Annotated in this window: 21 protein-coding genes; 13 read left to right on the top strand and 8 right to left on the bottom strand. The window is 70.6% G+C overall.

The features are described from left to right. Positions 1–30 precede the first annotated feature (30 nt). The 10 genes from ACZ5CW_RS32995 to ACZ5CW_RS32950 all read left to right on the top strand — a co-directional run bounded on the left by ACZ5CW_RS32995 (position 31) and on the right by ACZ5CW_RS32950 (position 8,330). A complete protein-coding gene (locus ACZ5CW_RS32995) occupies positions 31–1,014 on the top strand; it encodes a Rossmann-like and DUF2520 domain-containing protein (protein ID WP_468607914.1) in 984 nt (327 codons plus the stop codon). Beyond that, positions 1,011–2,012, top strand: coding sequence for a pantoate--beta-alanine ligase (gene panC / locus ACZ5CW_RS32990; RefSeq protein ID WP_468607912.1), 1,002 nt, complete (start codon positions 1,011–1,013; stop codon positions 2,010–2,012). The genes ACZ5CW_RS32995 and panC overlap by 4 nt, the downstream gene beginning before the upstream one ends. After that, positions 2,009–3,706 (top strand): L-aspartate oxidase, encoded by a 1,698-nt coding sequence (locus ACZ5CW_RS32985; RefSeq protein WP_468607910.1) that lies wholly within the window; start codon positions 2,009–2,011, stop codon positions 3,704–3,706. The genes panC and ACZ5CW_RS32985 overlap by 4 nt, the downstream gene beginning before the upstream one ends. A 29-nt stretch (positions 3,707–3,735) precedes the next feature. Next, on the top strand, positions 3,736–4,713 hold the full coding sequence (gene nadC / locus ACZ5CW_RS32980) for a carboxylating nicotinate-nucleotide diphosphorylase (RefSeq protein ID WP_468607908.1): 978 nt from the start codon (positions 3,736–3,738) through the stop codon (positions 4,711–4,713). A gap of 5 nt (positions 4,714–4,718) precedes the next feature. Beyond that, a complete protein-coding gene (locus ACZ5CW_RS32975; RefSeq protein WP_030651508.1) occupies positions 4,719–5,516 on the top strand; it encodes a type III pantothenate kinase in 798 nt (265 codons plus the stop codon). A 155-nt stretch (positions 5,517–5,671) separates the two neighbouring features. After that, positions 5,672–6,331, top strand: coding sequence for a hypothetical protein (locus ACZ5CW_RS32970; protein WP_468608101.1), 660 nt, complete (start codon positions 5,672–5,674; stop codon positions 6,329–6,331). Between the two features lie 82 nt (positions 6,332–6,413). Beyond that, the gene (locus ACZ5CW_RS32965; RefSeq protein ID WP_468607906.1) at positions 6,414–6,596 is read left to right on the top strand and encodes a hypothetical protein; all 183 of its coding nucleotides are present in this window, start codon (positions 6,414–6,416) and stop codon (positions 6,594–6,596) included. A 201-nt stretch (positions 6,597–6,797) separates the two neighbouring features. Then, positions 6,798–7,247: a BlaI/MecI/CopY family transcriptional regulator gene (locus tag ACZ5CW_RS32960; RefSeq protein ID WP_468607904.1), complete on the top strand. Its 450-nt coding sequence runs from the start codon at positions 6,798–6,800 to the stop codon at positions 7,245–7,247. Between the two features lie 9 nt (positions 7,248–7,256). Continuing rightward, the gene (locus ACZ5CW_RS32955; RefSeq protein ID WP_360741056.1) at positions 7,257–7,790 is read left to right on the top strand and encodes an amino-acid N-acetyltransferase; all 534 of its coding nucleotides are present in this window, start codon (positions 7,257–7,259) and stop codon (positions 7,788–7,790) included. Positions 7,791–7,994: 204 nt separating this feature from the next. After that, positions 7,995–8,330, top strand: coding sequence for a histone-like nucleoid-structuring protein Lsr2 (locus ACZ5CW_RS32950; protein ID WP_468607901.1), 336 nt, complete (start codon positions 7,995–7,997; stop codon positions 8,328–8,330). A gap of 11 nt (positions 8,331–8,341) precedes the next feature. On the opposite strand, the gene ACZ5CW_RS32945 is transcribed toward ACZ5CW_RS32950, so the two are convergent. Continuing rightward, positions 8,342–9,004, bottom strand: coding sequence for an SCO3374 family protein (locus tag ACZ5CW_RS32945; RefSeq protein WP_468607899.1), 663 nt, complete (start codon positions 9,002–9,004; stop codon positions 8,342–8,344). A 430-nt stretch (positions 9,005–9,434) separates the two neighbouring features. On the opposite strand from ACZ5CW_RS32945, the gene ACZ5CW_RS32940 reads away from it, so the two are divergent. After that, entirely contained in the window at positions 9,435–11,960 is a 2,526-nt protein-coding gene (locus ACZ5CW_RS32940) for an ATP-dependent Clp protease ATP-binding subunit (RefSeq protein ID WP_468607897.1), read from the top strand. A 98-nt stretch (positions 11,961–12,058) separates the two neighbouring features. Here the strand turns inward: ACZ5CW_RS32940 and ACZ5CW_RS32935 are convergent, their stop codons facing one another. Then, positions 12,059–12,685, bottom strand: coding sequence for an HAD family acid phosphatase (locus tag ACZ5CW_RS32935; protein WP_468607895.1), 627 nt, complete (start codon positions 12,683–12,685; stop codon positions 12,059–12,061). Positions 12,686–13,251: 566 nt separating this feature from the next. On the opposite strand from ACZ5CW_RS32935, the gene ACZ5CW_RS32930 reads away from it, so the two are divergent. Next, positions 13,252–13,803, top strand: a complete 552-nt coding sequence (locus ACZ5CW_RS32930) for a M23 family metallopeptidase (RefSeq protein ID WP_468607893.1) — start codon at positions 13,252–13,254, stop codon at positions 13,801–13,803. A 1-nt stretch (position 13,804) separates the two neighbouring features. Here the strand turns inward: ACZ5CW_RS32930 and ACZ5CW_RS32925 are convergent, their stop codons facing one another. Further along, positions 13,805–14,404, bottom strand: coding sequence for a TetR/AcrR family transcriptional regulator (locus ACZ5CW_RS32925; RefSeq protein ID WP_468607891.1), 600 nt, complete (start codon positions 14,402–14,404; stop codon positions 13,805–13,807). Between the two features lie 125 nt (positions 14,405–14,529). On the opposite strand from ACZ5CW_RS32925, the gene ACZ5CW_RS32920 reads away from it, so the two are divergent. After that, positions 14,530–16,107: an MDR family MFS transporter gene (locus ACZ5CW_RS32920; protein ID WP_468607889.1), complete on the top strand. Its 1,578-nt coding sequence runs from the start codon at positions 14,530–14,532 to the stop codon at positions 16,105–16,107. Positions 16,108–16,394: 287 nt separating this feature from the next. On the opposite strand, the gene cseC is transcribed toward ACZ5CW_RS32920, so the two are convergent. The 5 genes from cseC to ACZ5CW_RS32895 form a co-directional block, all read right to left on the bottom strand. Further along, entirely contained in the window at positions 16,395–17,750 is a 1,356-nt protein-coding gene (gene cseC, locus ACZ5CW_RS32915; protein WP_468607887.1) for a two-component system sensor histidine kinase CseC, read from the bottom strand. 11 nt (positions 17,751–17,761) lie between these two features. Next, entirely contained in the window at positions 17,762–18,466 is a 705-nt protein-coding gene (gene cseB, locus ACZ5CW_RS32910) for a two-component system response regulator CseB (RefSeq protein WP_468607885.1), read from the bottom strand. 40 nt (positions 18,467–18,506) lie between these two features. After that, complete coding sequence (locus ACZ5CW_RS32905; protein ID WP_468607883.1) at positions 18,507–19,163, bottom strand: hypothetical protein; 657 nt, start codon at positions 19,161–19,163, stop codon at positions 18,507–18,509. Next, complete coding sequence (locus ACZ5CW_RS32900) at positions 19,151–19,690, bottom strand: SigE family RNA polymerase sigma factor (protein ID WP_030177423.1); 540 nt, start codon at positions 19,688–19,690, stop codon at positions 19,151–19,153. The genes ACZ5CW_RS32905 and ACZ5CW_RS32900 overlap by 13 nt, the downstream gene beginning before the upstream one ends. 271 nt (positions 19,691–19,961) lie before the next feature. Continuing rightward, positions 19,962–20,837, bottom strand: a complete 876-nt coding sequence (locus ACZ5CW_RS32895) for an HhH-GPD family protein (protein WP_468607880.1) — start codon at positions 20,835–20,837, stop codon at positions 19,962–19,964. Positions 20,838–21,008: the final 171 nt, after the last annotated feature.

Genomic DNA, 21,008 nt, shown 5'->3' with positions numbered 1-21,008 from the left:
AGCGGACTGGAACGGGAAGGCCGCCGTAGCGTGAGTACAGTCCACCAGCCAGACCTCAAGGACCGCCCCGCGCGGCTCACCGTCGGCGTCGTCGGCGCCGGACGCGTGGGCCCCGCGCTCGCCGCGTCCCTCCAGCTCGCCGGGCACCGTCCGGTGGCCGTCTCCGGAGTCTCCGACGCCTCCCGCAGGCGTGCCGAGACGATGCTCCCGGACGTGCCGCTGGTACCGCCCGCCGAGGTCCTCGAGCGCGCCGACCTGGTGCTGCTCACCGTCCCCGACGACGCCCTGCCCGGCCTGGTCGCCGGGCTCGCCGAGACCGGTGCCGTCCGCCCCGGCCAGCTGCTCGTGCACACCTCCGGCCGGTACGGCACGAAGGTCCTCGACCCCGCCCTGCGCGCGGGCGCCCTGCCGCTGGCCCTGCACCCGGCGATGACCTTCACCGGCACCCCCGTGGACGTGCAGCGCCTCGCCGGCTGCTCCTTCGGCGTCACCGCGCCCGAGGAACTGCGCCTGGCCGCCGAGGCCCTGGTCATCGAGATGGGCGGCGAGCCGGAGTGGATCAGCGAGGAGAACCGCCCGCTCTACCACGCGGCCCTCGCGCTCGGCGCCAACCACCTGGTCACCCTGGTCGCCCAGGCCATGGAGCTGCTGCGCGCGGCCGGCGTGGAGGCGCCCGACCGAATGCTCGGCCCGCTCCTCGGAGCCGCCCTGGACAACGCCCTGCGCTCCGGTGACGGCGCCCTCACCGGGCCCGTCGCGCGCGGGGACGCCGGCACCGTCGCCGCGCACGTCACCGAGCTGCGCAGGCACGCCCCGCAGACCGTGGCCGGCTATCTGGCGATGGCCCGCGCGACCGCCGACCGCGCGCTCGCGCACGGGCTGCTGAAGCCGGAACTCGCCGAGGACCTGCTCGGGGTACTCGCCGACGGAAGCGGTGGCAGGAACGACACGAACGACGCGAACGACACCGACGGCACCGACGGCACGAACGGCACCGAGGGGAACGACCGATGAGCACCGCCCTGCTGAGCACTGCCGAAGAGCTGCACGCGCGTGTGCGCCGCGGTCGCCGGGCCGTCGTGATGACGATGGGCGCGCTGCACGAGGGCCACGCGACCCTGATCCGCACCGCGCGGGAGATCGCGGGGCCGGACGGCGAGGTCGTCGTCACGGTCTTCGTCAACCCGCTGCAGTTCGGCGCGGGAGAGGACCTGGACCGCTACCCGCGCACCCTCGACGCCGATCTGAAGCTCGCCGAGCAGGCGGGCGCGGACGCCGTCTTCGCACCCTCCGTGGACGAGGTGTACCCGGGCGGCGAACCCCAGGTGCGCATCACCGCGGGTCCCATGGGCGAGCGGCTCGAGGGCGCCTCGCGGCCCGGCCACTTCGACGGCGTGCTCACCGTCGTCGCCAAGCTGCTGCACCTCACCCGCCCCGACGCGGCCCTGTTCGGGCAGAAGGACGCCCAGCAGCTGGCCCTGATCCGGCGCATGGTGCGCGACCTGAACTTCGGCATCGACATCGTTTCCGTGCCGACCGTGCGCGAGGAGGACGGGCTCGCCCTGTCCAGCCGCAACCGCTACCTGGCGCCCGACGAGCGCCGTACCGCGCTCACGCTGTCCCGGGCGCTGTTCGCGGGCCGTGACCGGCATGCCGCGCAGGAGGCGCTGCGCGCGCGGGCCCGCGAAGTGCCCTCCACGCACGCGCGTGCCGAGGCGCTCAGCGCCATAGGCGAGTCCCGCGCGGCGGCCGACGCGCACGCGGTGGCCACGGCCGCGCCCGGCGGCCCGGCGGCCGTCCGCGCCGCCGCCCGCCAGGTCCTGGACGAGGGCGCCCGCATGGACCCGCCGCTGCAACTGGACTACCTCGCCCTGGTCGACCCCGAAGACTTCACCGAGATCGGCGACGGCTTCACCGGCGAGGCCGTCCTCGCCGTCGCCGCCCGGGTCGGCGCGACCCGGCTGATCGACAACCTCCCCCTCACCTTCGGATCTCTCGGAGCCGCCTCGTGACCAGCACAGGCATACGACTGCACGCACCCGCCCCAGGGTGGAACATCTCGGCGGACGTGGTCGTCGTCGGCTCCGGGGTGGCCGGCCTGACCGCCGCCCTGCGCTGCGAGGCCGCGGGCCTCACGACGGTCGTGGTCACCAAGGCCCGCCTCGACGACGGCTCCACCCGCTGGGCGCAGGGTGGCATCGCCGCCGCCCTCGGCGAGGGCGACACCCCCGAACAGCACCTCGAGGACACCCTGGTCGCGGGCGCGGGCCTGTGCGACGAGGAGGCCGTACGGATCCTCGTCACCGAGGGGCCCGACGCGGTACGGCGGCTGATCTCCACCGGCGCGCACTTCGACACCGACGACGAGGGCGACATCCACCTCACCCGCGAGGGCGGCCACCACCGGCGCCGGATCGCGCACGCGGGCGGCGACGCCACCGGCGCGGAGGTCTCCCGGGCGCTCGTGGAGGCCGTGCACGCGCGTGGGGTGCGCACGATCGAGAACGCGCTCGTGCTGGACCTGCTGACCGACGCCGAGGGCCGTACGGCCGGTGTCACGCTGCACGTGATGGGCGAGGGCCAGCACGACGGCGTGGGCGCCGTGCACGCCCCGGCGGTGGTCCTCGCGACCGGCGGCATGGGCCAGGTGTTCTCCGCGACCACCAACCCGTCGGTGTCGACCGGCGACGGCGTGGCGCTGGCGCTGCGGGCGGGCGCGGAGGTCTCCGACCTGGAGTTCGTGCAGTTCCACCCGACCGTGCTGTTCCTCGGCGCCGACGCCGAGGGGCAGCAGCCGCTCGTCTCCGAGGCGGTGCGCGGCGAGGGCGCCCATCTGGTCGACGCCGACGGCGTGCGCTTCATGACCGGGCAGCACGAGCTGGCCGAGCTGGCGCCCCGGGACATCGTCGCCAAGGGCATCCTGCGGCGGATGCTGGAGCGGGGCGCCGAGCACATGTTCCTCGACGCCCGGCACTTCGGCGCCGAGATGTGGGAGCAGCGCTTCCCGACCATCCTGGCCGCCTGCCGCGCCAACGGCATCGACCCGGTCACCGAGCCCATCCCGATCGCCCCGGCCGCCCACTACGCCTCCGGAGGCGTCCGCACCGACGCGCGGGGACGGACGACCGTCCCCGGGCTGTACGCGTGCGGGGAGGTCGCCTGCACCGGCGTGCACGGTGCCAACCGGCTCGCCTCCAACTCCCTCCTCGAAGGCCTCGTCTACGCCGAGCGCATCGCCGCCGACATCGCCGCCGCCCACGCTGGGAACGGCCTCCACGCGCGCGTTCCCGCACCGGTACCGGACCCCGCGAAGCCCGCGCACCCGCTGCTCGCCCCCGAGTCGCGGTTCGCCATCCAGCGGATCATGACCGAGGGTGCCGGTGTGCTGCGCTCCGAGGAGTCCCTCGCCCGGGCCGCGGACCAGCTCCTGCGGCTGCACTCCGAGGCCCGTGACGCGCTCGAGGAGAACGGCAAGACCGCCGAGCCCGGGGTCGACACCTGGGAGGCCACCAACCTCCTGTGCGTGGCCCGTGTCCTGGTCGCCGCCGCCCGGCTGCGCGAGGAGACGCGTGGCTGCCACTGGCGTGAGGACCGCGCCGAGCGCGACGACACCGACTGGCGGCGCCACATCGTCGTACGGCTCAACCCGGACCGGTCGCTGGCCGTACACACCACCGACACCGCAGACTTCCCCCCTACCCGGTAACACCAGCGTCCCCAGGAGCAGTGACAGACGTGAGCACCGACGACCTTCCCCTCGCCCCGACCGGCGGCTGCGGCGACGGCTGCGCCTGCGGCGCCGAGGGGGACGAGGAGTACCTGGAGTGCGGGCTCGACCCCGCGCTCGCCGAGCTGCTGGCCGCCGCCGGGCTCGACCCCATCGAGGTCGAGGACGTCGCCAACGTCGCCATCCAGGAGGACCTGGACGGCGGTGTGGACGTGACCACCGTCTCGACCATCCCCGAGGACGCGGTGGCCACCGCCGACTTCACCGCGCGCGAGGCGGGCGTGGCGGCCGGCCTGCGGGTCGCCGAGGCCGTGCTCTCCGTCGTCTGCACGGACGAGTTCGAGGTCGAGCGGCATGTCGAGGACGGCGACCGGGTCCAGGCCGGGCAGAAGCTGCTGTCGGTCACCGCACGCACGCGTGACCTGCTCACCGCCGAGCGCAGCGCGCTGAACATCCTGTGCCGCCTGTCCGGCATCGCGACCGCCACGCGCGCGTGGGCGGACGCCCTGGAGGGCACCAAGGCGCGTGTGCGGGACACCCGGAAGACGACTCCGGGCCTGCGCTCGCTGGAGAAGTTCGCCGTGCGCTGCGGCGGGGGCGTCAACCACCGCATGTCGCTGTCCGACGCGGCTCTGGTGAAGGACAACCACGTGGTCGCCGCCGGTGGCGTCGCGCAGGCCTTCAAGGCCGTACGGGAGGCCTTCCCGGAGGTGCCGATCGAGGTCGAGGTCGACACCCTGCACCAGCTGCGCGAGGTCGTGGACGCGGGCGCCGACCTGATCCTGCTGGACAACTTCACGCCCGGCGAGTGCGCGGAGGCCGTCGGCATCGTCGGCGGCCGGGCGCTGCTGGAGGCCTCCGGCCGGCTCACCCTCGACAACGCGCGCGCGTACGCCGACACCGGGGTGGACTTCCTGGCCGTCGGCGCGCTCACCCACTCCTCGCCGATCCTGGACATCGGCCTGGACCTGCGCGAGGCGGAGTAACGGCCATGCTGCTCACGATCGACGTCGGCAACACGCACACCGTCCTCGGTCTGTTCGACGGCGAGGACATCGTCGAGCACTGGCGCATCTCCACGGACGCGCGCCGCACGGCGGACGAGCTGGCGGTCCTGCTCCAGGGCCTGATGGGCATGCACCCGCTGCTCGGCGAGGAACTGGGCGACGGCATCGACGGCATCGCGATCTGCGCGACCGTCCCCTCGGTCCTGCACGAACTGCGCGAGGTCACCCGGCGCTACTACGGTGACGTGCCCGCCGTCCTGGTCGAGCCCGGCGTGAAGACGGGCGTGCCGATCCTCACCGACAACCCCAAGGAGGTCGGCGCCGACCGGATCATCAACGCGGTCGCGGCCGTCGAGCTGTACGGCGGCCCGGCGATCGTCGTCGACTTCGGTACGGCGACCACGTTCGACGCGGTCTCCGCGCGCGGGGAGTACGTCGGCGGCGTCATCGCGCCCGGCATCGAGATCTCCGTGGAGGCGCTCGGCGTCAAGGGCGCGCAGCTGCGGAAGATCGAGGTGGCCCGGCCGCGCAGCGTGATCGGCAAGAACACCGTCGAGGCCATGCAGGCGGGCATCGTGTACGGGTTCGCCGGGCAGGTCGACGGGGTCGTCAGCCGTATGGCCCGGGAGCTGGCCGACGACCCGGACGACGTCACGGTGATCGCCACGGGCGGGCTCGCGCCGATGGTGCTGGGGGAGTCCTCCGTGATCGACGAGCACCAGCCGTGGCTGACGCTGATCGGGCTGCGCCTGGTGTACGAGCGGAACGTCTCGCGTCTGTGAGGTGGCCGGCGCCCCGGTGGGGTGCCGACCGGTGTGTGACCCCGGTCGGGGGAAACCGGAAGCGACACGCGGCGACATAACATCCTGATCCGTCACTTTTGTCCGATTAGCGGTAGCGTCGCCGCATGCCCACGCCATACGGATCCCGCGGCGGCATGGCGTTCGGTGCGGAGGAGCTGCGTGTGCTCCGCCGCGCCCTCGCCCTCGCCCTTCACCCCGGCCAAGCGTCCGCCGAGGACGTCCAGGACTGCTTCCGGCTCGCCGAGTCGCTCGACGAGGCGATGTGCGAGGGCGTCAGGCTTCGCGCCTTCCTGGTGGCCGACCTCGGGCGGTACCGCGCCGCCCTTCCGGGCACCGCCGCCGGCTATCTGGGCCTTTTGGAGGAGGCGCTGGGCGCCGGGCACCGGCCGACGTCCGACGACCTCGCCGCGCTCCGGGCACTGCGCGGGAACCCGGCTGCGGCCGCCCTCCTGGACCGCTGTCAGGCGCTGGCCGAGCAGGACGTACGGGCCCGGTTCGCTCAGGGCGCGCGCAAGGTCCCGGCCCCCGCCGTACCGCCCTCCCGTGCCCGTCTGCTGGCCCTTCCCGGCGGTGCGGGCGGTGTCGGCGCACGGCAGGCCGAGGAGCCGCCGAAACCCGCTCAGAAGCCCGCTCCCAAGCCCGCGCCGGCGCCCGCGCCGACCTCCCCGGCCCGGCCCGCTCCGGAACCGGCCGCGCCGAAGCGGCCCATCCCCACGCCGGGCGAGGTGTTTCCGCGCCGCAAGCCGACGCCCCCGGCGGACGCGGCCGGGAGCCGCCGACTGGCCGCCGGCTGAGCACCGGGCCCCCGCCGCACGGGGCGCGCGTGTTCGCGCCCCCGGGCCCTTTCGGCCGTTTTCGCATGGCTACTCTGGTGGCATGGACTATGTCTCCGCGCTCGTGCCCCCCATCGTCATGGCCGCGTTCTTCATCGGTGTGGTCAGGGTGATCGTGAAGACCCAGGGCGGGGCGGCCAAGGCCAAGGAGGACGCGGCCGTCGACGCCGCACTCGCGCGCGCGGAGGGTGCGCGCCAGGCCTCCGCCGGCGGCGGCAAGGCCTGAGCGGGCGGCGCCCGTCGGGGCGCCCGCCGGTGTACGGCTCCGTGCGCGTCGACGCCTGTGGGGCGGACCGCGTCCTGCGAGTCGTACGCCCTTTTTGTTCCTATTTGTCGGCTTAGCGCACGTCCGGCACGCCATTGCCGGGATCTCCCACTATTGTTCTGAGCTGTGCCTCGCCCATTGGGAGAACTCGAAGACGCGGTCATGACGCGGGTGTGGAAGTGGAACCGCCCGGTGACCGTTCGAGAAGTCCTGGAAGACCTGCAGCAGGAACGCTCCATCGCGTACACCACCGTGATGACCGTTTTGGACAATCTCCATCAGAAGGGCTGGGTGCGCCGCGAGGCGGAAGGGCGCGCCTATCGATATGAGGCCGTCTCCACGCGAGCCGCGTACGCCGCCGCCCTGATGAACGACGCCTGGTCGCAGAGCGACAACCCGGCCGCCGCTCTCGTGGCCTTCTTCGGGATGATGAGCGAGGAACAGCGGCAGGCCCTCAGGGACGCCGTACGCATCGTCCAGGGCCCGGAACAAACCCAGGAAGCCCCCGAAGCCCGGCCGGAAGCTCAGCAACAGGTGGCCCGGCAACAGGAGCCCCCCGAAGCCGGGCAAGAGGAGAACCCCGGCTCGGCGGAGGACGGCGACGGGCGATAGCGTCCGCTCATGTCAGCAGAGCGTCCCGAAGTCTCCGCAAAAGCCATCACCGTCCGGAGGGCCCGGACCAGCGATGTCCCGGCCGTACGCCACCTCCTCGACGCCTACGTCCGCGACCGCATCCTGCTCGACAAAGCCATGGTCACCCTTTACGAGGACATCCAGGAGTTCTGGGTCGCGGAACGCGACGACAACGCCGAGGTGGTCGGCTGCGGTGCACTGCACGTCATGTGGGAGGACCTGGCGGAAGTCCGCACTCTGGCGGTGAAGCCCGGCCTCAAGGGCGCGGGCGTCGGCCATCAGTTGCTGGAGAAGTTGCTGCAGACCGCGCGCTGGCTCGGCGTTCGCCGGGTTTTCTGCCTGACCTTCGAAGTCGACTTCTTCGGGAAGCACGGCTTCGTGGAGATCGGCGAGACACCGGTCGACACCGATGTGTACGCGGAGCTGTTGCGTTCCTATGACGAGGGCGTCGCGGAGTTCCTCGGTCTCGAACGAGTGAAACCGAACACCTTGGGCAACAGCCGGATGCTTCTGCATCTGTGATCGTCATTGCCCCGGTTCCCTATGTCCGAAACGCGCATGTTTCCGGACGGGGGCGGTCCCCTGGGTCTCTCCCAGGGGTTTGTGTTTTTCCGGCAAAAGCGGTTTGCTTTCCGACGTACTGCAGTACTGCATATAACAGGGGCGGCGAAACGGCGGACGCCGCACACCCCCTGACCCTGAACGTTATCGATGAAAGGAAATCCGGTGGCACAGAAGGTTCAGGTCCTTCTTGTCGACGACCTCGACGGCGGCGAGGCGGACGAGACCGTGACGTTCGCGCTGGACGGCAAGACCTACGAGATCGACCTCACGACCGCCAATGCGGACAAGCTGCGCGGCCTTCTCGACGCGTATGTGAAGGGTGGTCGTCGTACCGGCGGCCGTGCTTCGGGCGGACGTGGAAAGGCGCGTGTCGCTTCCGGCGGCAACCAGGACACCGCGGCGATCCGCGCCTGGGCGAAGGAGAACGGTTACGAGGTCAACGACCGCGGCCGTGTTCCCGCGTCCATCCGCGAGGCCTACGAGAAGGCCAACGGCTGATTCCGCGCCGCCTATGAGTACGCCGACGGTCTGTCCCGTCGGTCGGGCGGTCCGGCGCACGCGCGCCGCAACCGGACCCGGTGACACCCTGCTGCCACCGTGTCCACCAGTCGCACGAGATCGGGGGCGCTCCCCTCGCGCCCTACGGCCGGCAGTGCCGGCAGCGAGGCCTCGACCTCGCACCCCTGGCCGGGGGGGCGCAGCCACACGGCGCCCCCCGGTACGGAACCGGCACGCACGGGAACCGCGCCGTCGCAGGACGCCGTCGGCGCCGCCATGGTGTCCCCGAGGCCCAGCACCCGCAGATCGAGGGTGACGGCGCTCCACTCCAGCCAGTCCAGCAGCCCCGGCAGCTCCTCAGCGCTGCCCGCGGCCACCAGCAGCCCCATCCGGTCGCCCAGCAGGGCCACCGGAGAGCCCGGTGCGAGATGCCGGAGCGCGCCCGCGCCCGCCTCGGCCGGTACGTCCAGGACGTCGAACCGCATTCCGGTGCGCAGCCGCAGCGGCCGTCCGGGCACTGTCGCCCACCCCAGATCGTTCTCGTACCAGTGCCGGGTCCAGGCGTCCGGATCGGCCGGGAGAGCACAGGGTGATTCCGGTTCCGGACCGGGGGCCCGGCGGGGAAGGGGGACCGTATGGGTTTCCGAGGGCGTCGTGGGGGCCGAGCGAGCCATGCCAAGCGCAACCGCCGAAGCGAGCCCCGGGTTACGCTGGGTGCTTTGTCGAATGCGCAGGGTGCCGGAAAAGAGGGCGCGTGAGGCGCGGGGGAGGCGCAAGGTTGTTCGCCCATAGCGGAGGGAACCGGTGCGCGCGGCATGGAGTGTCAGTCCCTGCGGGTAAGACATGCCTAGTGGGAGGGGGCGACACGCAGTACGGGCCGTCTCACGTTCGCCATCGGCGTACTGGCGAGTGGGGTAACTGCCTGGCCTGCGGGAACATCGTCTCGCACCATCGGGTTGGAGCAGATGTCGGCGTTCGGGGTCAGGAGGCCATCGACGGTGTCGGCAGTTGGAATGAGCGGTCCCCGCTTGCGGGACTAAGCTGCGGAAGGACAGGGAGGGGAAGTTCCCCCCACTGCCTGACCGCTCTGAGGAGCGATTAACGATGTTCGAGAGGTTCACCGACCGCGCGCGGCGGGTTGTCGTCCTGGCTCAGGAAGAAGCCCGGATGCTCAACCACAACTACATCGGCACCGAGCACATCCTCCTGGGTCTCATCCACGAGGGCGAAGGTGTCGCCGCTAAGGCCCTGGAGAGCCTCGGCATTTCGCTTGAGGCGGTCCGCCAGCAGGTGGAGGAGATCATCGGTCAGGGCCAGCAGGCCCCGTCCGGGCACATCCCCTTCACCCCCCGTGCCAAGAAGGTCCTGGAGCTGTCGCTCCGCGAGGCTCTTCAGCTGGGCCACAACTACATCGGCACGGAGCACATCCTGCTCGGCCTGATCCGTGAGGGCGAGGGCGTCGCCGCCCAGGTCCTGGTCAAGCTGGGCGCAGACCTCAACCGGGTGCGGCAGCAGGTCATCCAGCTGCTCTCCGGTTACCAGGGCAAGGAGACCGCCGCCGCCGGCGGCCCGGCCGAGGGCACGCCCTCGACCTCTCTCGTCCTGGACCAGTTCGGCCGGAACCTCACCCAGGCCGCTCGTGAGTCCAAGCTCGACCCGGTCATCGGGCGCGAGAAGGAGATCGAGCGGGTCATGCAGGTGCTGTCCCGCCGTACCAAGAACAACCCGGTGCTGATCGGTGAGCCCGGCGTCGGCAAGACCGCCGTCGTCGAGGGTCTCGCCCAGGCCATCGTCAAGGGCGAGGTGCCCGAGACGCTCAAGGACAAGCACCTCTACACGCTTGACCTCGGCGCCCTGGTCGCCGGCTCCCGCTACCGCGGTGACTTCGAGGAGCGCCTGAAGAAGGTGCTCAAGGAGATCCGCACCCGCGGCGACATCATCCTGTTCATCGACGAGCTGCACACGCTGGTCGGTGCGGGTGCCGCCGAGGGCGCCATCGACGCGGCCTCCATCCTGAAGCCGATGCTGGCCCGCGGTGAGCTGCAGACCATCGGTGCGACCACCCTGGACGAGTACCGCAAGCACCTGGAGAAGGACGCCGCCCTCGAGCGCCGCTTCCAGCCCATCCAGGTCGCCGAGCCGTCCCTGCCGCACACGATCGAGATCCTCAAGGGCCTGCGTGACCGGTACGAGGCGCACCACCGCGTCTCCATCACGGACGAGGCACTGGTCCAGGCCGCCACCCTGGCCGACCGCTACATCTCGGACCGCTTCCTGCCGGACAAGGCGATCGACCTGATCGACGAGGCCGGTTCCCGGATGCGCATCCGCCGGATGACCGCTCCGCCGGACCTGCGCGAGTTCGACGAGAAGATCGCCGCCGTCCGCCGGGACAAGGAGTCCGCGATCGACTCGCAGGACTTCGAGAAGGCCGCCTCCCTGCGCGACAAGGAGAAGCAGCTCCTGGCCGCCAAGGCGAAGCGGGAGAAGGAGTGGAAGGCCGGCGACATGGACGTCGTCGCCGAGGTCGACGGCGAGCTGATCGCCGAGGTCCTCGCCACGGCCACCGGCATCCCGGTCTTCAAGCTGACCGAGGAGGAGTCCAGCCGCCTGCTCCGTATGGAGGAGGAGCTGCACAAGCGGGTCATCGGCCAGAACGACGCCGTCAAGGCGCTGTCGAAGGCGATCCGCCGTACGCGTGCGGGTCTGAAGGACCCGAAGCGTCCGGGTGGTTCGTTCATCTTCGCCGGCCCGTCCGGTGTCGGTAAGACCGAGCTGTCCAAGGCGCTCGCCGAGTTCCTCTTCGGTGACGAGGACGCGCTGATCTCCCTCGACATGTCGGAGTTCAGCGAGAAGCACACGGTGTCGCGTCTCTTCGGTTCGCCCCCCGGCTACGTGGGCTACGAGGAGGGCGGCCAGCTGACCGAGAAGGTACGCCGCAAGCCGTTCTCCGTCGTCCTCTTCGACGAGGTCGAGAAGGCCCACCCCGACATCTTCAACTCGCTGCTGCAGATCCTGGAGGACGGTCGCCTGACCGACTCCCAGGGCCGGGTCGTGGACTTCAAGAACACGGTCATCATCATGACGACCAACCTCGGCACCCGGGACATCTCCAAGGGCTTCAACCTCGGCTTCGCGGCCGCGGGTGACACGAAGTCGAACTACGAGCGCATGAAGAACAAGGTCTCGGACGAGCTGAAGCAGCACTTCCGTCCCGAGTTCCTCAACCGCGTCGACGACGTGGTCGTCTTCCCGCAGCTGACGCAGGAGGACATCCTGCGGATCGTCGACCTGATGATCGGCAAGGTGGACGAGCGCCTGAAGGACCGGGACATGGGCATCGAGCTGTCCCAGTCCGCCAAGGAGCTGCTGTCCAAGAAGGGTTACGACCCGGTGCTGGGCGCGCGTCCGCTGCGCCGCACGATCCAGCGCGAGGTCGAGGACACGCTCTCGGAGAAGATCCTCTTCGGCGAGCTGCGCCCCGGTCACATCGTGGTCGTGGACACCGAGGGCGAGGGCGATGCCCAGACCTTCACCTTCCGGGGTGAGGAGAAGTCGGCGCTTCCCGACGTCCCGCCGATCGAGCAGGCGGCCGGTGGTGCCGGGCCGAACCTGAGCAAGGACGCGTAAGCGTCACGGTCGACGAAAGGGGCCGGTGCTTTCGAGCACCGGCCCCTTTCGCGTGCGCTCGCGCGCATGTCTTCCGAGAGCGCCGAATCCCGGAGGGGCTACGACAACTGCCCGTCGTAGTCCGGCAGTTTGAACGTCTTCTCGGCGTGGCCGCCGGACAGGTCGGTGGCGCTGTTGCCGATGTTCGCGACGATCGTGTAGCCCTGGTTCTCGATGTCGACGCGCTGGGCGGTCTTGTAGGCGGCGACGTCCTTGAAGAGGTCGAACAGACCGCGGACGTAGAGGCCGGAGACGTCGTAGCCGTCGTGCTCGAGGTTGTACTCGGTGGGCCAGTAGATGATGCCCGGACGAGCGGTGACGAAGAACAGGGAAACGCCGTGGTCCTGGGCGTACCGGGCGACGTCCAGCACCGGCTTGTTGGCCGGCTGCGGGTAGCTGAAGCCGAAGTCGGTCTCCAGCGTGGTGTTGTCGATGTCGAAGACGATCGCCTGCTTCTCGCCGGGCTTCGCGGCGGCGATGCGCGCCTTCAGGTACGGCAGGGCCTGGCTCATCACCGACTGGCAGTCCTGCTGCCAGGTGGCGTAGTCGACCTTGGTGGCATCGGCCGTGGCGGAGGTGCTGCTCGCGGTCGCTTCCGCGGCCTGGGCCGGGGCGGCCAGTGTGGTGAGCGCGGCCACGGTGACTGCGGTGGCGGCTGTCCGGAGCGCCCAGGGGCGTCTGGTCATCGGTGGGGTCCTCTCACGTCCGTGCACGTGCCTGAATGTCAGGGGCATGATCTGAGGTGAGGGTGGCGCGTGAGGAACCGTAGGGTTACCGATGGGTAGGTGCCTAGAGGTCTGCGTCACTTTTCTCCGGGAGAAACAGGGAGACCTGGGTCACCTTCCCAAGGGATTTATTGGACTGAGTCGCATTTGTCCGCGCCCTACCGAGAGGCCTGGGTCACATTTCCCCGGCGGGAACCAAGAGGCCCAGGTCACATTCGCCGCTTCGGTGCCTGGGTGTCCGGTGACATGGCACACAAGGGGAAAGGGCTGTACTAAGCGGGATCGTGTTGTACGTAATGGGGCAAAAAGGACATTCCTTGAATGTGGTGCATGAAACGCCCAGTTCAACTGGGCGGTCGTAGGCGTCCGGCATGTCAAGAAGTGGGTGAATTGCTGCCGTCTACTACGTGATGCCGTAGAACGGGCCTTTGTGGCGGGATGGGGTGTCGGGTTACCAATGAATGGCTCCACCGGCGAATGTCTCTGCGCCGGATGGCCGTTCTGTCCCCGAGCCCACGAGGTTTCGAATGTTCCAGCGCGTCACGTCCCGTTCTTCCCGTACGTCCCCGCTCCGCAACCGCGTGGCCGTCCTGGCTGCCGGTATCGGTGCCACGGCTGTGCTGGGAACCGGGGTCGCGAGCGCCGCCGCGCCGTCCGCCTCTTCCTGGGTCGACCCGGTGAAGAAGTACACGCTCTCCGCGAGCTTCGCCCAGGCCGGCGGCCACTGGGTCGCCAAGCACAGCGGCCAGGACTTCGCCGTGCCGACCGGCACCGAGGTCGTCGCCGCGCACGGCGGCACCGTCGTCAAGGCCGGCCCCAACGGCGCCGGTGACGGCCCCGCGTACGGCAACGCCGTCGTCATCAAGCACGGCAACGGCACCTACTCGCAGTACGCGCACCTGTCCCGGGTCGACGTCAAGATCGGCCAGATCGTCAAGACCGGCCAGCACATCGCCCTGTCCGGCTCCACCGGCAACTCGACCGGCCCGCACCTGCACTTCGAGATCCGTACGACCCCGAACTACGGCTCCGCCGTCGACCCGGTCGCGTTCCTGCACGCCAAGGGTGTGAAGGTCTGACCTAGTCCTTCCCGTGGGTGCGCTCGTGCGCCTGCGTGACCAGGTCCATGGCGACCTCGAGAACGGCCGCGCGCCGCTTCTCGAGGTCGTCTTCCAGGTCCTGCATCACGAACATCCCGGCGTGCAGCGTGAACATCGCGCTGACGCAGCGGACCTGCTCCACCAGCGGCGCCTCGGGGTCGATGAGGATGTCCCTGAAGCCGCGCAGCCGGTCCTTGAAGGCCTCGCCGATGCGCAGTTCCCGTACCGTCGCCTGGTTCTCCTGCATGAAGCGGAAGAGCGGTGCCGCCTCGGCCAGCGCCTCGCTGTAGCGGCGGATGATCTCCTGCTTGATCTCCAGGGTGTCCGGCTGCTCCCGGCCCCACTCGATCAAGTCCTCGAGCGGCTTCGTCAGGTCCTCGAAGAGGCTGACGATGATCTCTTCCTTCGTCTTGAAGTGGTAGTACAGGGCCGCCTTGGTGACGTCGAGACGCTCGGCGATCTCGCGCAGGGAGGTCTTCTCGTACCCCTGCTCCGCGAAGAGTTCGAGGGCTACGTCCTGGATGCGCTGGCGGGTGTTGCCGCGGCGCTGCTGCTTGGTGCCGTCCATGGTGCCGCCCATCCTCGTACTCCTCGCGCTTCCACGGAAACTTACTTGACGCCCGGCTAGTAGCAGCTCTACCTTCCCAGTGTAGTGAACTAGCCGGGCGGCAAGTAAGTAACTGTCGCAGGGGGAGTTGGGGAAAGATGGCGGACGCTGTCGAAGGCGTGACGGAGAGCAAGCAGGAGAAGAGCACCCGCGTCGTGGTGCTCGCGCTCATGATCGCGATGATGCTCGCGATGCTCGACAACATGATCGTGGGTACCGCCATGCCGACGATCGTCGGGGAGCTGGGCGGCCTGGAGCACCTGTCCTGGGTGGTCACCGGGTACATCCTGGCCACCGCGGCCTCGACCCCGGTCTGGGGCAAGGTCGGTGACATGTACGGGCGCAAGGGCGCCTTCCTCACCTCGATCGTGCTCTTCCTGATCGGTTCGGTGCTGAGCGGCATGGCCCAGGGCATGGGCGAGCTGATCGGGTTCCGGGCCGTGCAGGGACTCGGCGCCGGTGGTCTGATCGTCGGTGTCATGGCGATCATCGGCGACCTCGTACCGCCGCGGGAGCGCGGTAAGTACCAGGGCATGATGGCCGGCGTCATGGCGCTGGCGATGATCGGCGGCCCGCTGGTCGGCGGCACCATCACCGACAACTGGGGCTGGCGCTGGACCTTCTACATCAACCTGCCGCTCGGCGCGGTCGCGCTCGCGCTGATCGCCGCCGTGCTGCACCTGCCGAAGAAGCGCGCCGAGACGGGCATCGACTACCTCGGCGTCGTGCTGCTCACCGTCGGCATCACCTCCATCGTCCTGGTCACCACCTGGGGCGGCACCGAGTACGCCTGGACCTCCGCCCGGATCATGGAGCTGATCGGCATCGGTGTGGCCTCGCTGGTCGGGTTCGTGTTCTGGCAGACCAAGGCCGCCGACCCGGTCCTGCCGCTGCACATCTTCAAGAGCCGCAACTTCACCCTGATGGCGCTCATCGCCTTCATCGCCGGTTTCGTGATGTACGGGGCCACGCTGTTCCTGCCGCTGTACCAGCAGGCGGTGCAGGGTGCCTCCGCGACCAACTCCGGTCTGCTGCTCCTGCCGATGCTCGGCGCGATGCTGGCGACCTCGATGATCGCCGGCCGGGTCACCACCAACAGCGGCCACTACAAGATCTTCCCGCTCGTCGGCGGCGCCCTGATGGTCGTCGGCCTGTACCTGCTGTCGCTGCTGGACACGGAGACGAGCCGGCTGACCTCCGGCATCTACATGGCCGTGCTCGGCGCGGGCATGGGCTGCCTGATGCAGATCACCATGCTGGTGGCGCAGAACAGCGTGGAGATGAAGGACATGGGCGTCGCGTCCTCGTCCGCGACCCTGTTCCGTACGCTCGGTTCCTCCTTCGGTGTGGCCATCATGGGCGCGCTGTTCAACCACCGGGTCCAGGACGTCATGGCCGAGAAGGCCGGCGCGGCGGGCGCGAGCATCACCCAGAACTCGGCGCAGCTGGACAAGGAGAGCCTGGACAAGCTGCCGGCGGTGGCCCGGGAGGCGTACCAGCACGCGGTGTCCGCCGGTGTCCACTCGGCGTTCCTGCTGGGCGCGGCGATCGCGGCGCTGGTGCTGGTCGCGGGGCTGTTCGTCAAGGAGGTGCCGCTGCGCAGCGGTCCCCAGAAGGAAGCTCCCGCGGAGGGCGGCGACGACAGGGTGCCGGCTCCGGTGGTCGAGACCGTCTGACCCGCTCTTCCCGAAGGCCCCTGGCATCCGCCCAGGGGCCTTCGCCGTCGCCGCCCGCCGCACGGTGCGGGCTGCTGCCCGGCCGGGGACACGACGGACCGGGACCGGGCCGACCAGGGCCCCGACCCGGACGCGCCGGCGGCACACGCCGGGTACTCGCGGTACCGCTTCCTGCGCGCCTTCAAGGACGTCCACGGCGAGACGCCCGGCCAGTGGCGCCGAGGCGCGCGGCGATCTCGCCGTGGGCGGCATGCGGGGGGCACGCCAGGGTGGGGTCCCCCGCGTGCTCAGGCGGTGCCGCCGGAGGGAGGCATCATCGGGTAGCTGCCGGTGTTCGTCGGGGCGTGTTCCGGAAGCCACAGGACGGCCACCGCGCCTTCCGCGGGCACATGGGCGGGGGCTCCGGCGGGGCGTACGTTACGGAACGTCAGACGGGCGCCCAGCACCCGGGCCTGGCCGGCCGCGATGGTCAGCCCCAGGCCGTGCCCCTGCCCGGCCCGGTCCTTGCTGCCGGTGCGGAACCGGCTCGGGCCCTCGGCGAGCAGCTCCTCGGGGAAGCCGGGGCCGTGGTCCCGGACCCGGATGACCCGGCCCTCGACGGTCACCTCGATCGGCGGCCTGCCGTGCCGGGCCGCGTTGGCGAGCAGGTTGAACAGCACCCGCTCCAGCCGCCGTGGGTCGGTGGTGACCTCCGACTCGTGCACCACCCGTACGACGATGTCCGGATCCTTGGCGGCGACGCGCCGCACGACGAACTCGCCCAGCATGATGTCCTGCAGCTCGGCCCGCTCGGAGGCCCCGTCGAGGCGGGCGACCTCCAGCACGTCCTCGACGAGCGTGCGCATGGCCTTGGCCCGGTCCAGGACCAGTTCGGTCGGCCGGCCGGGCGGCAGGAGTTCGGCGGCGGTCAGCAGACCCGTCACCGGGGTGCGCAGCTCGTGCGCGATGTCGGCGGTGACCCGCCGCTCGGCCTCGATACGCTGCCGCAGCGCGTCCGCCATGGCGTCCACCGCGCGCGCGAGATCGTCGGTCTCGTCCCGGACGACCCCGCCGATGGCCTCCCGTACCCGGACCTCGGTCTCGCCCTTGGCGACCTGGTTCGCGGCGGCCGCCGCCTTGCGCAGCCGCCGGGACAGCTGCCCGCCGATCAGCACACCGAGCGCGCTGCCGCCCAGCACGACCGCGACGGAGCCGATGACCAGGGCCTGGTCGAGGTCCTTCATCACGTCGATGGAGCGGTCCGGCAGGTGGCTGTGCAGGGACAGCACATGCCCGTCCTTGACCGGTACGGCGGCCCAGATGTCCGGTACCCCGCCGTGGTCGGAGACGTCGCTGGCCCGGCGGCCCTGCTCGACCTTCTCCCGCAGCGCGAGCGGGAGTTCGGGATCGTCGACCTTGATGCTGGGGAAGTTCGGCCCGCGCTTCTGCTCGTAGTTGCGCTGGGCGATCTGCACCCGCTCGTTGGCCAGGTCACGTGCGTTGTCCAGCATCGAGACCCGGGCCGCGTTGTGCACGACCAGGCTGAGCGCGATCGCCACCAGCCCCGCCACCAGCGCGATCGCCGCGCTGAGCTTCCATCTGAGCCCGGTCCTGAGGCCCGCGCGCTCCACGCGCAGTACCGGCCGCCGAAGGATCCCCCGCATGTCCGCCCCGCTCAGGCCTTCAACTTGTAGCCGAAGCCGCGGACCGTCTCGATCCGGTCCTGGCCGATCTTCTGGCGCAGCCGCTGCACATGCACGTCGACGACCCGGGTGTCCCCGCCCCAGCCGTAGTCCCACACGCGCTCCAGCAGCTTGTCGCGGGAGAGCACGGTGCCCGGCGCGGAGGAGAACTCCAGCAGCAGCCGCATCTCGGTCGGGGTGAGCGCCACCGGCTGCCCGGCCCGGCGCACCTCCATGCCCTCGGTGTCGATGTCCAGATCGCCGAAGGTCAGCGCGCCGCCGTTGGCCGCGGAGGCGGACGCCTCCGCGGGCGCGGCCCCGCCGGCGTGCCCGAACCGGCGCAGCACCGCGCGGATCCGCGCCACCAGCACGGCGCCGTCGAACGGCTTGGTCACATAGTCGTCGGCGCCCGCCTCGAGGCCTAGGACGACGTCGATGGAGTCGGCGCGCGCCGACAGCATGATCACCGGAACCGTCGACTCGTCCCGGATGCGGCGGCAGAGGCTGACGCCGTCCAGACCGGGGACCATGACGTCCAGGAGCGCGATGTCGGGGCGGTCGGCCCGGAACGCCTCCAGGCCCGACAGGCCGTCGGGCATCGCGGTGACCGCGAAGCCGTCCCGCTCCAGGGCCAGCTGGGTGGCCTCGCGGATGACGTCGTCGTCCTCGACGAACAGGACGTGGGTCTGGTCTGCCATCCCGGTGCTCTCAGTCCTCGTTGTGTGTAGGGGGCGGGGGTCAGTTGTCCGGCACGGGCGTCGCTTCGTCGCCGCCGACGGCCTTGCTGTAGTCGGTTTCGTGGCTCTCTGTCTGGGCGAAGCGTCCCGCTCTCCAGCTGTAGGTGAGCACGGTCTCCCTGGACGGGTTGGAGACCGGATCGTCCGACTCGTACACCTGCTTGGTCACGGTCAGGTCGGCGCCGTCGATCTCGGCGTAGACCGGCGACTCCTCGTTCTTGAAGACGTTCTTGAAGGTGCCGTTCTCGTCCCGGTACACGTACGAGCCGATGCCCACGTAGTCGCTGCAGGTCAGCACGTTGACGACGACGTCGTTGACGGATCCGCCGGTCAGATCGCCGTAGGAGACGTCGACCGGGTACTCGTCGCCGCCGCACGGCTTCAGCTCCCGCTTCACCGTCGCGGACACCGCCGGGTCCTTCTTGATCAGCGACACCGCGTCCACCTGCCGGTAGCCGGCGGACGGGCTCGGCGACGGCGAGGCGACGGCGCCCGCCACCGCGGAGGCGTGTGCCGGTCCCTCGTCCCGGGCTCCCGTGCCGCCACCCCCGCAGGCGGCGACGAAAAGGGCGAGGGCGGTGATCGAGGCCACCGCCGCGATCACCGCCAATGAACTGCCTCGGGCCTGGTCAGGCCCGGCCCCGGTCAGGCCGCGCAACGCTCCCGCTCCTCACGCTCCAGCGCGCGTGCGTCCAGATCGCGGGCCTCCAGCTCCTCGCGGAGCCGGGCGAGCGCCCGGTGCAGCGTGCTCTTGACCGTACCGGCCGACATGCCGAGGGCGGCGGCCGTCTCCTCCGTGGACATCTGCTCCCAGTGTCGCAGCACCACGACACTGCGCTGCTTCGGTGCGAGCACCTTCATGATGTCCATCAGCAGGGCCCGGTCGGCGTGCTGCTCGGTGGAGTCCTCCACGGAGGCGTCCGGCAGCTGCTCGGTCGGGACCTCCTCCAGCTTGCGTGCCCGCCACCACTCGGTGCGCGTGTTGATCATGACACGGCGCAGGTAGGCGTCGGCGAGCCGCTTGTCGGCGATGCCCTCCCAGCGGCCGTACGTCCGCACGAGCGCGGTCTGCAGCAGATCCTGGGCGTCGACGGGGTCCGGTACCAGCCGGCGCGCGCTGCGCAGCAGCGCGTCCTGCCGGGTGCGGACGTACTCCTCGAATTCGAGCACCTCGCCCTGCGCCATGATCAACCGCCTCCGTTCCCCGTTCGCTCCGGCTCACGCCTGAAGCCCTGCGTCCCCGTGCCGCGTGATCTGCCGGGCACGGAAAAGAAGCTACGGAGTGGTTGTCACGGGGCTGTGCGGACCAGCCTGCGGCTAGCAATCGGCTATCCGTCGGTTGTGTAACGGAAGGAGGAACGGGGTAAAGCAAGAGGCCGTTATGTCTGGCTATCTAAGGGTTTGTCGGCCTGGTGGCCCGGTAACGGGCCCCCGACGACGGTCACTTGGCTGCCCGTCAGCCGAGCGGCAGCCGGTACAGGCCGCCCGGCAGCGGCTCCACCAGGCCGTCCGTGACCAGTCCGTCGAGCGCGCGGGCGCGCTGCACCGGCTCGTGCCACACCCGGTCCAACACCGCCTGCGGCACCGGTACGTGCGCCTCCCGCAGCACGGCGAGCAGCTTGCCGCGCACCTGCCGGTCCGTACCTGCGTACGTCTGCCCGCGCCGCGGCGGCCCCGCGTGCTCCGGCTTGCCCGCGAGCCGCCAGGCGCACTGCGTGGCGATCGGGCACCGCCCGCAGCCCTCGTTCTTCGCCGTGCACACCAGTGCACCCAGCTCCATGGAGGCGGCGGCCCACCGGGCGGCGGTCCGCTCGTCCTCCGGAAGCAGCTCCCGGGCCAGCCGCCGCTCGGCGGCCGTGGTCGCGTTCGGCGGGTACTGCACACCGCTCACCGCGCGCGCGAAGACCCGGCGGACATTGGTGTCCAGCACCGGGTGCCGCTGCCCGTACGCGAAGGAGGCGACGGCCGCTGCCGTGTACTCGCCGATCCCCGGCAGCGCCAGCAACTGCGCGTGATCCGTCGGCACGTCCCCGCCGTGCCGTTCCGTTATGGCGATCGCGGCGCCGTGCAGCCGCAGGGCCCGGCGCGGGTAGCCGAGCCGGCCCCAGGCGCGCACCGCCTCGCCCGGAGCCTCCTTCGCGAGGTCGGCGGGGCGCGGCCAGCGGGCCAGCCACTGCTCGTAGACGGGCAGCACCCGGCTGACCGGGGTCTGCTGGAGCATGAACTCGCTGACCATCACACCCCACGGGCCCGCCTCCGGGCGGCGCCAGGGGAGGTCGCGGGCGTGGGCGTCGAACCAGGCGATCACGGGGGCGTGAAGCTTCTCAGTCATGGCCTTCCGATCCTGCCACGGGTTGGCGGGCCTCGTGGGTGACCGCGTGGTCACCGAGCGTGGCGGTGAGTGAAGAAGCATGCCGTCGACGGCAGTTGCCGGGATGATGATCCGGAAAAGTTGGTGTGGGCGCGGCGGGTGGGGCGAGCAAGCGTCGCGATCTCTCGTACA

The organism is Streptomyces sp. NPDC031379 (assembly GCF_055569615.1).
Note: the sequence above shows the minus strand (reverse complement) of the source record. Positions and strands in the feature narration are given on the sequence as shown.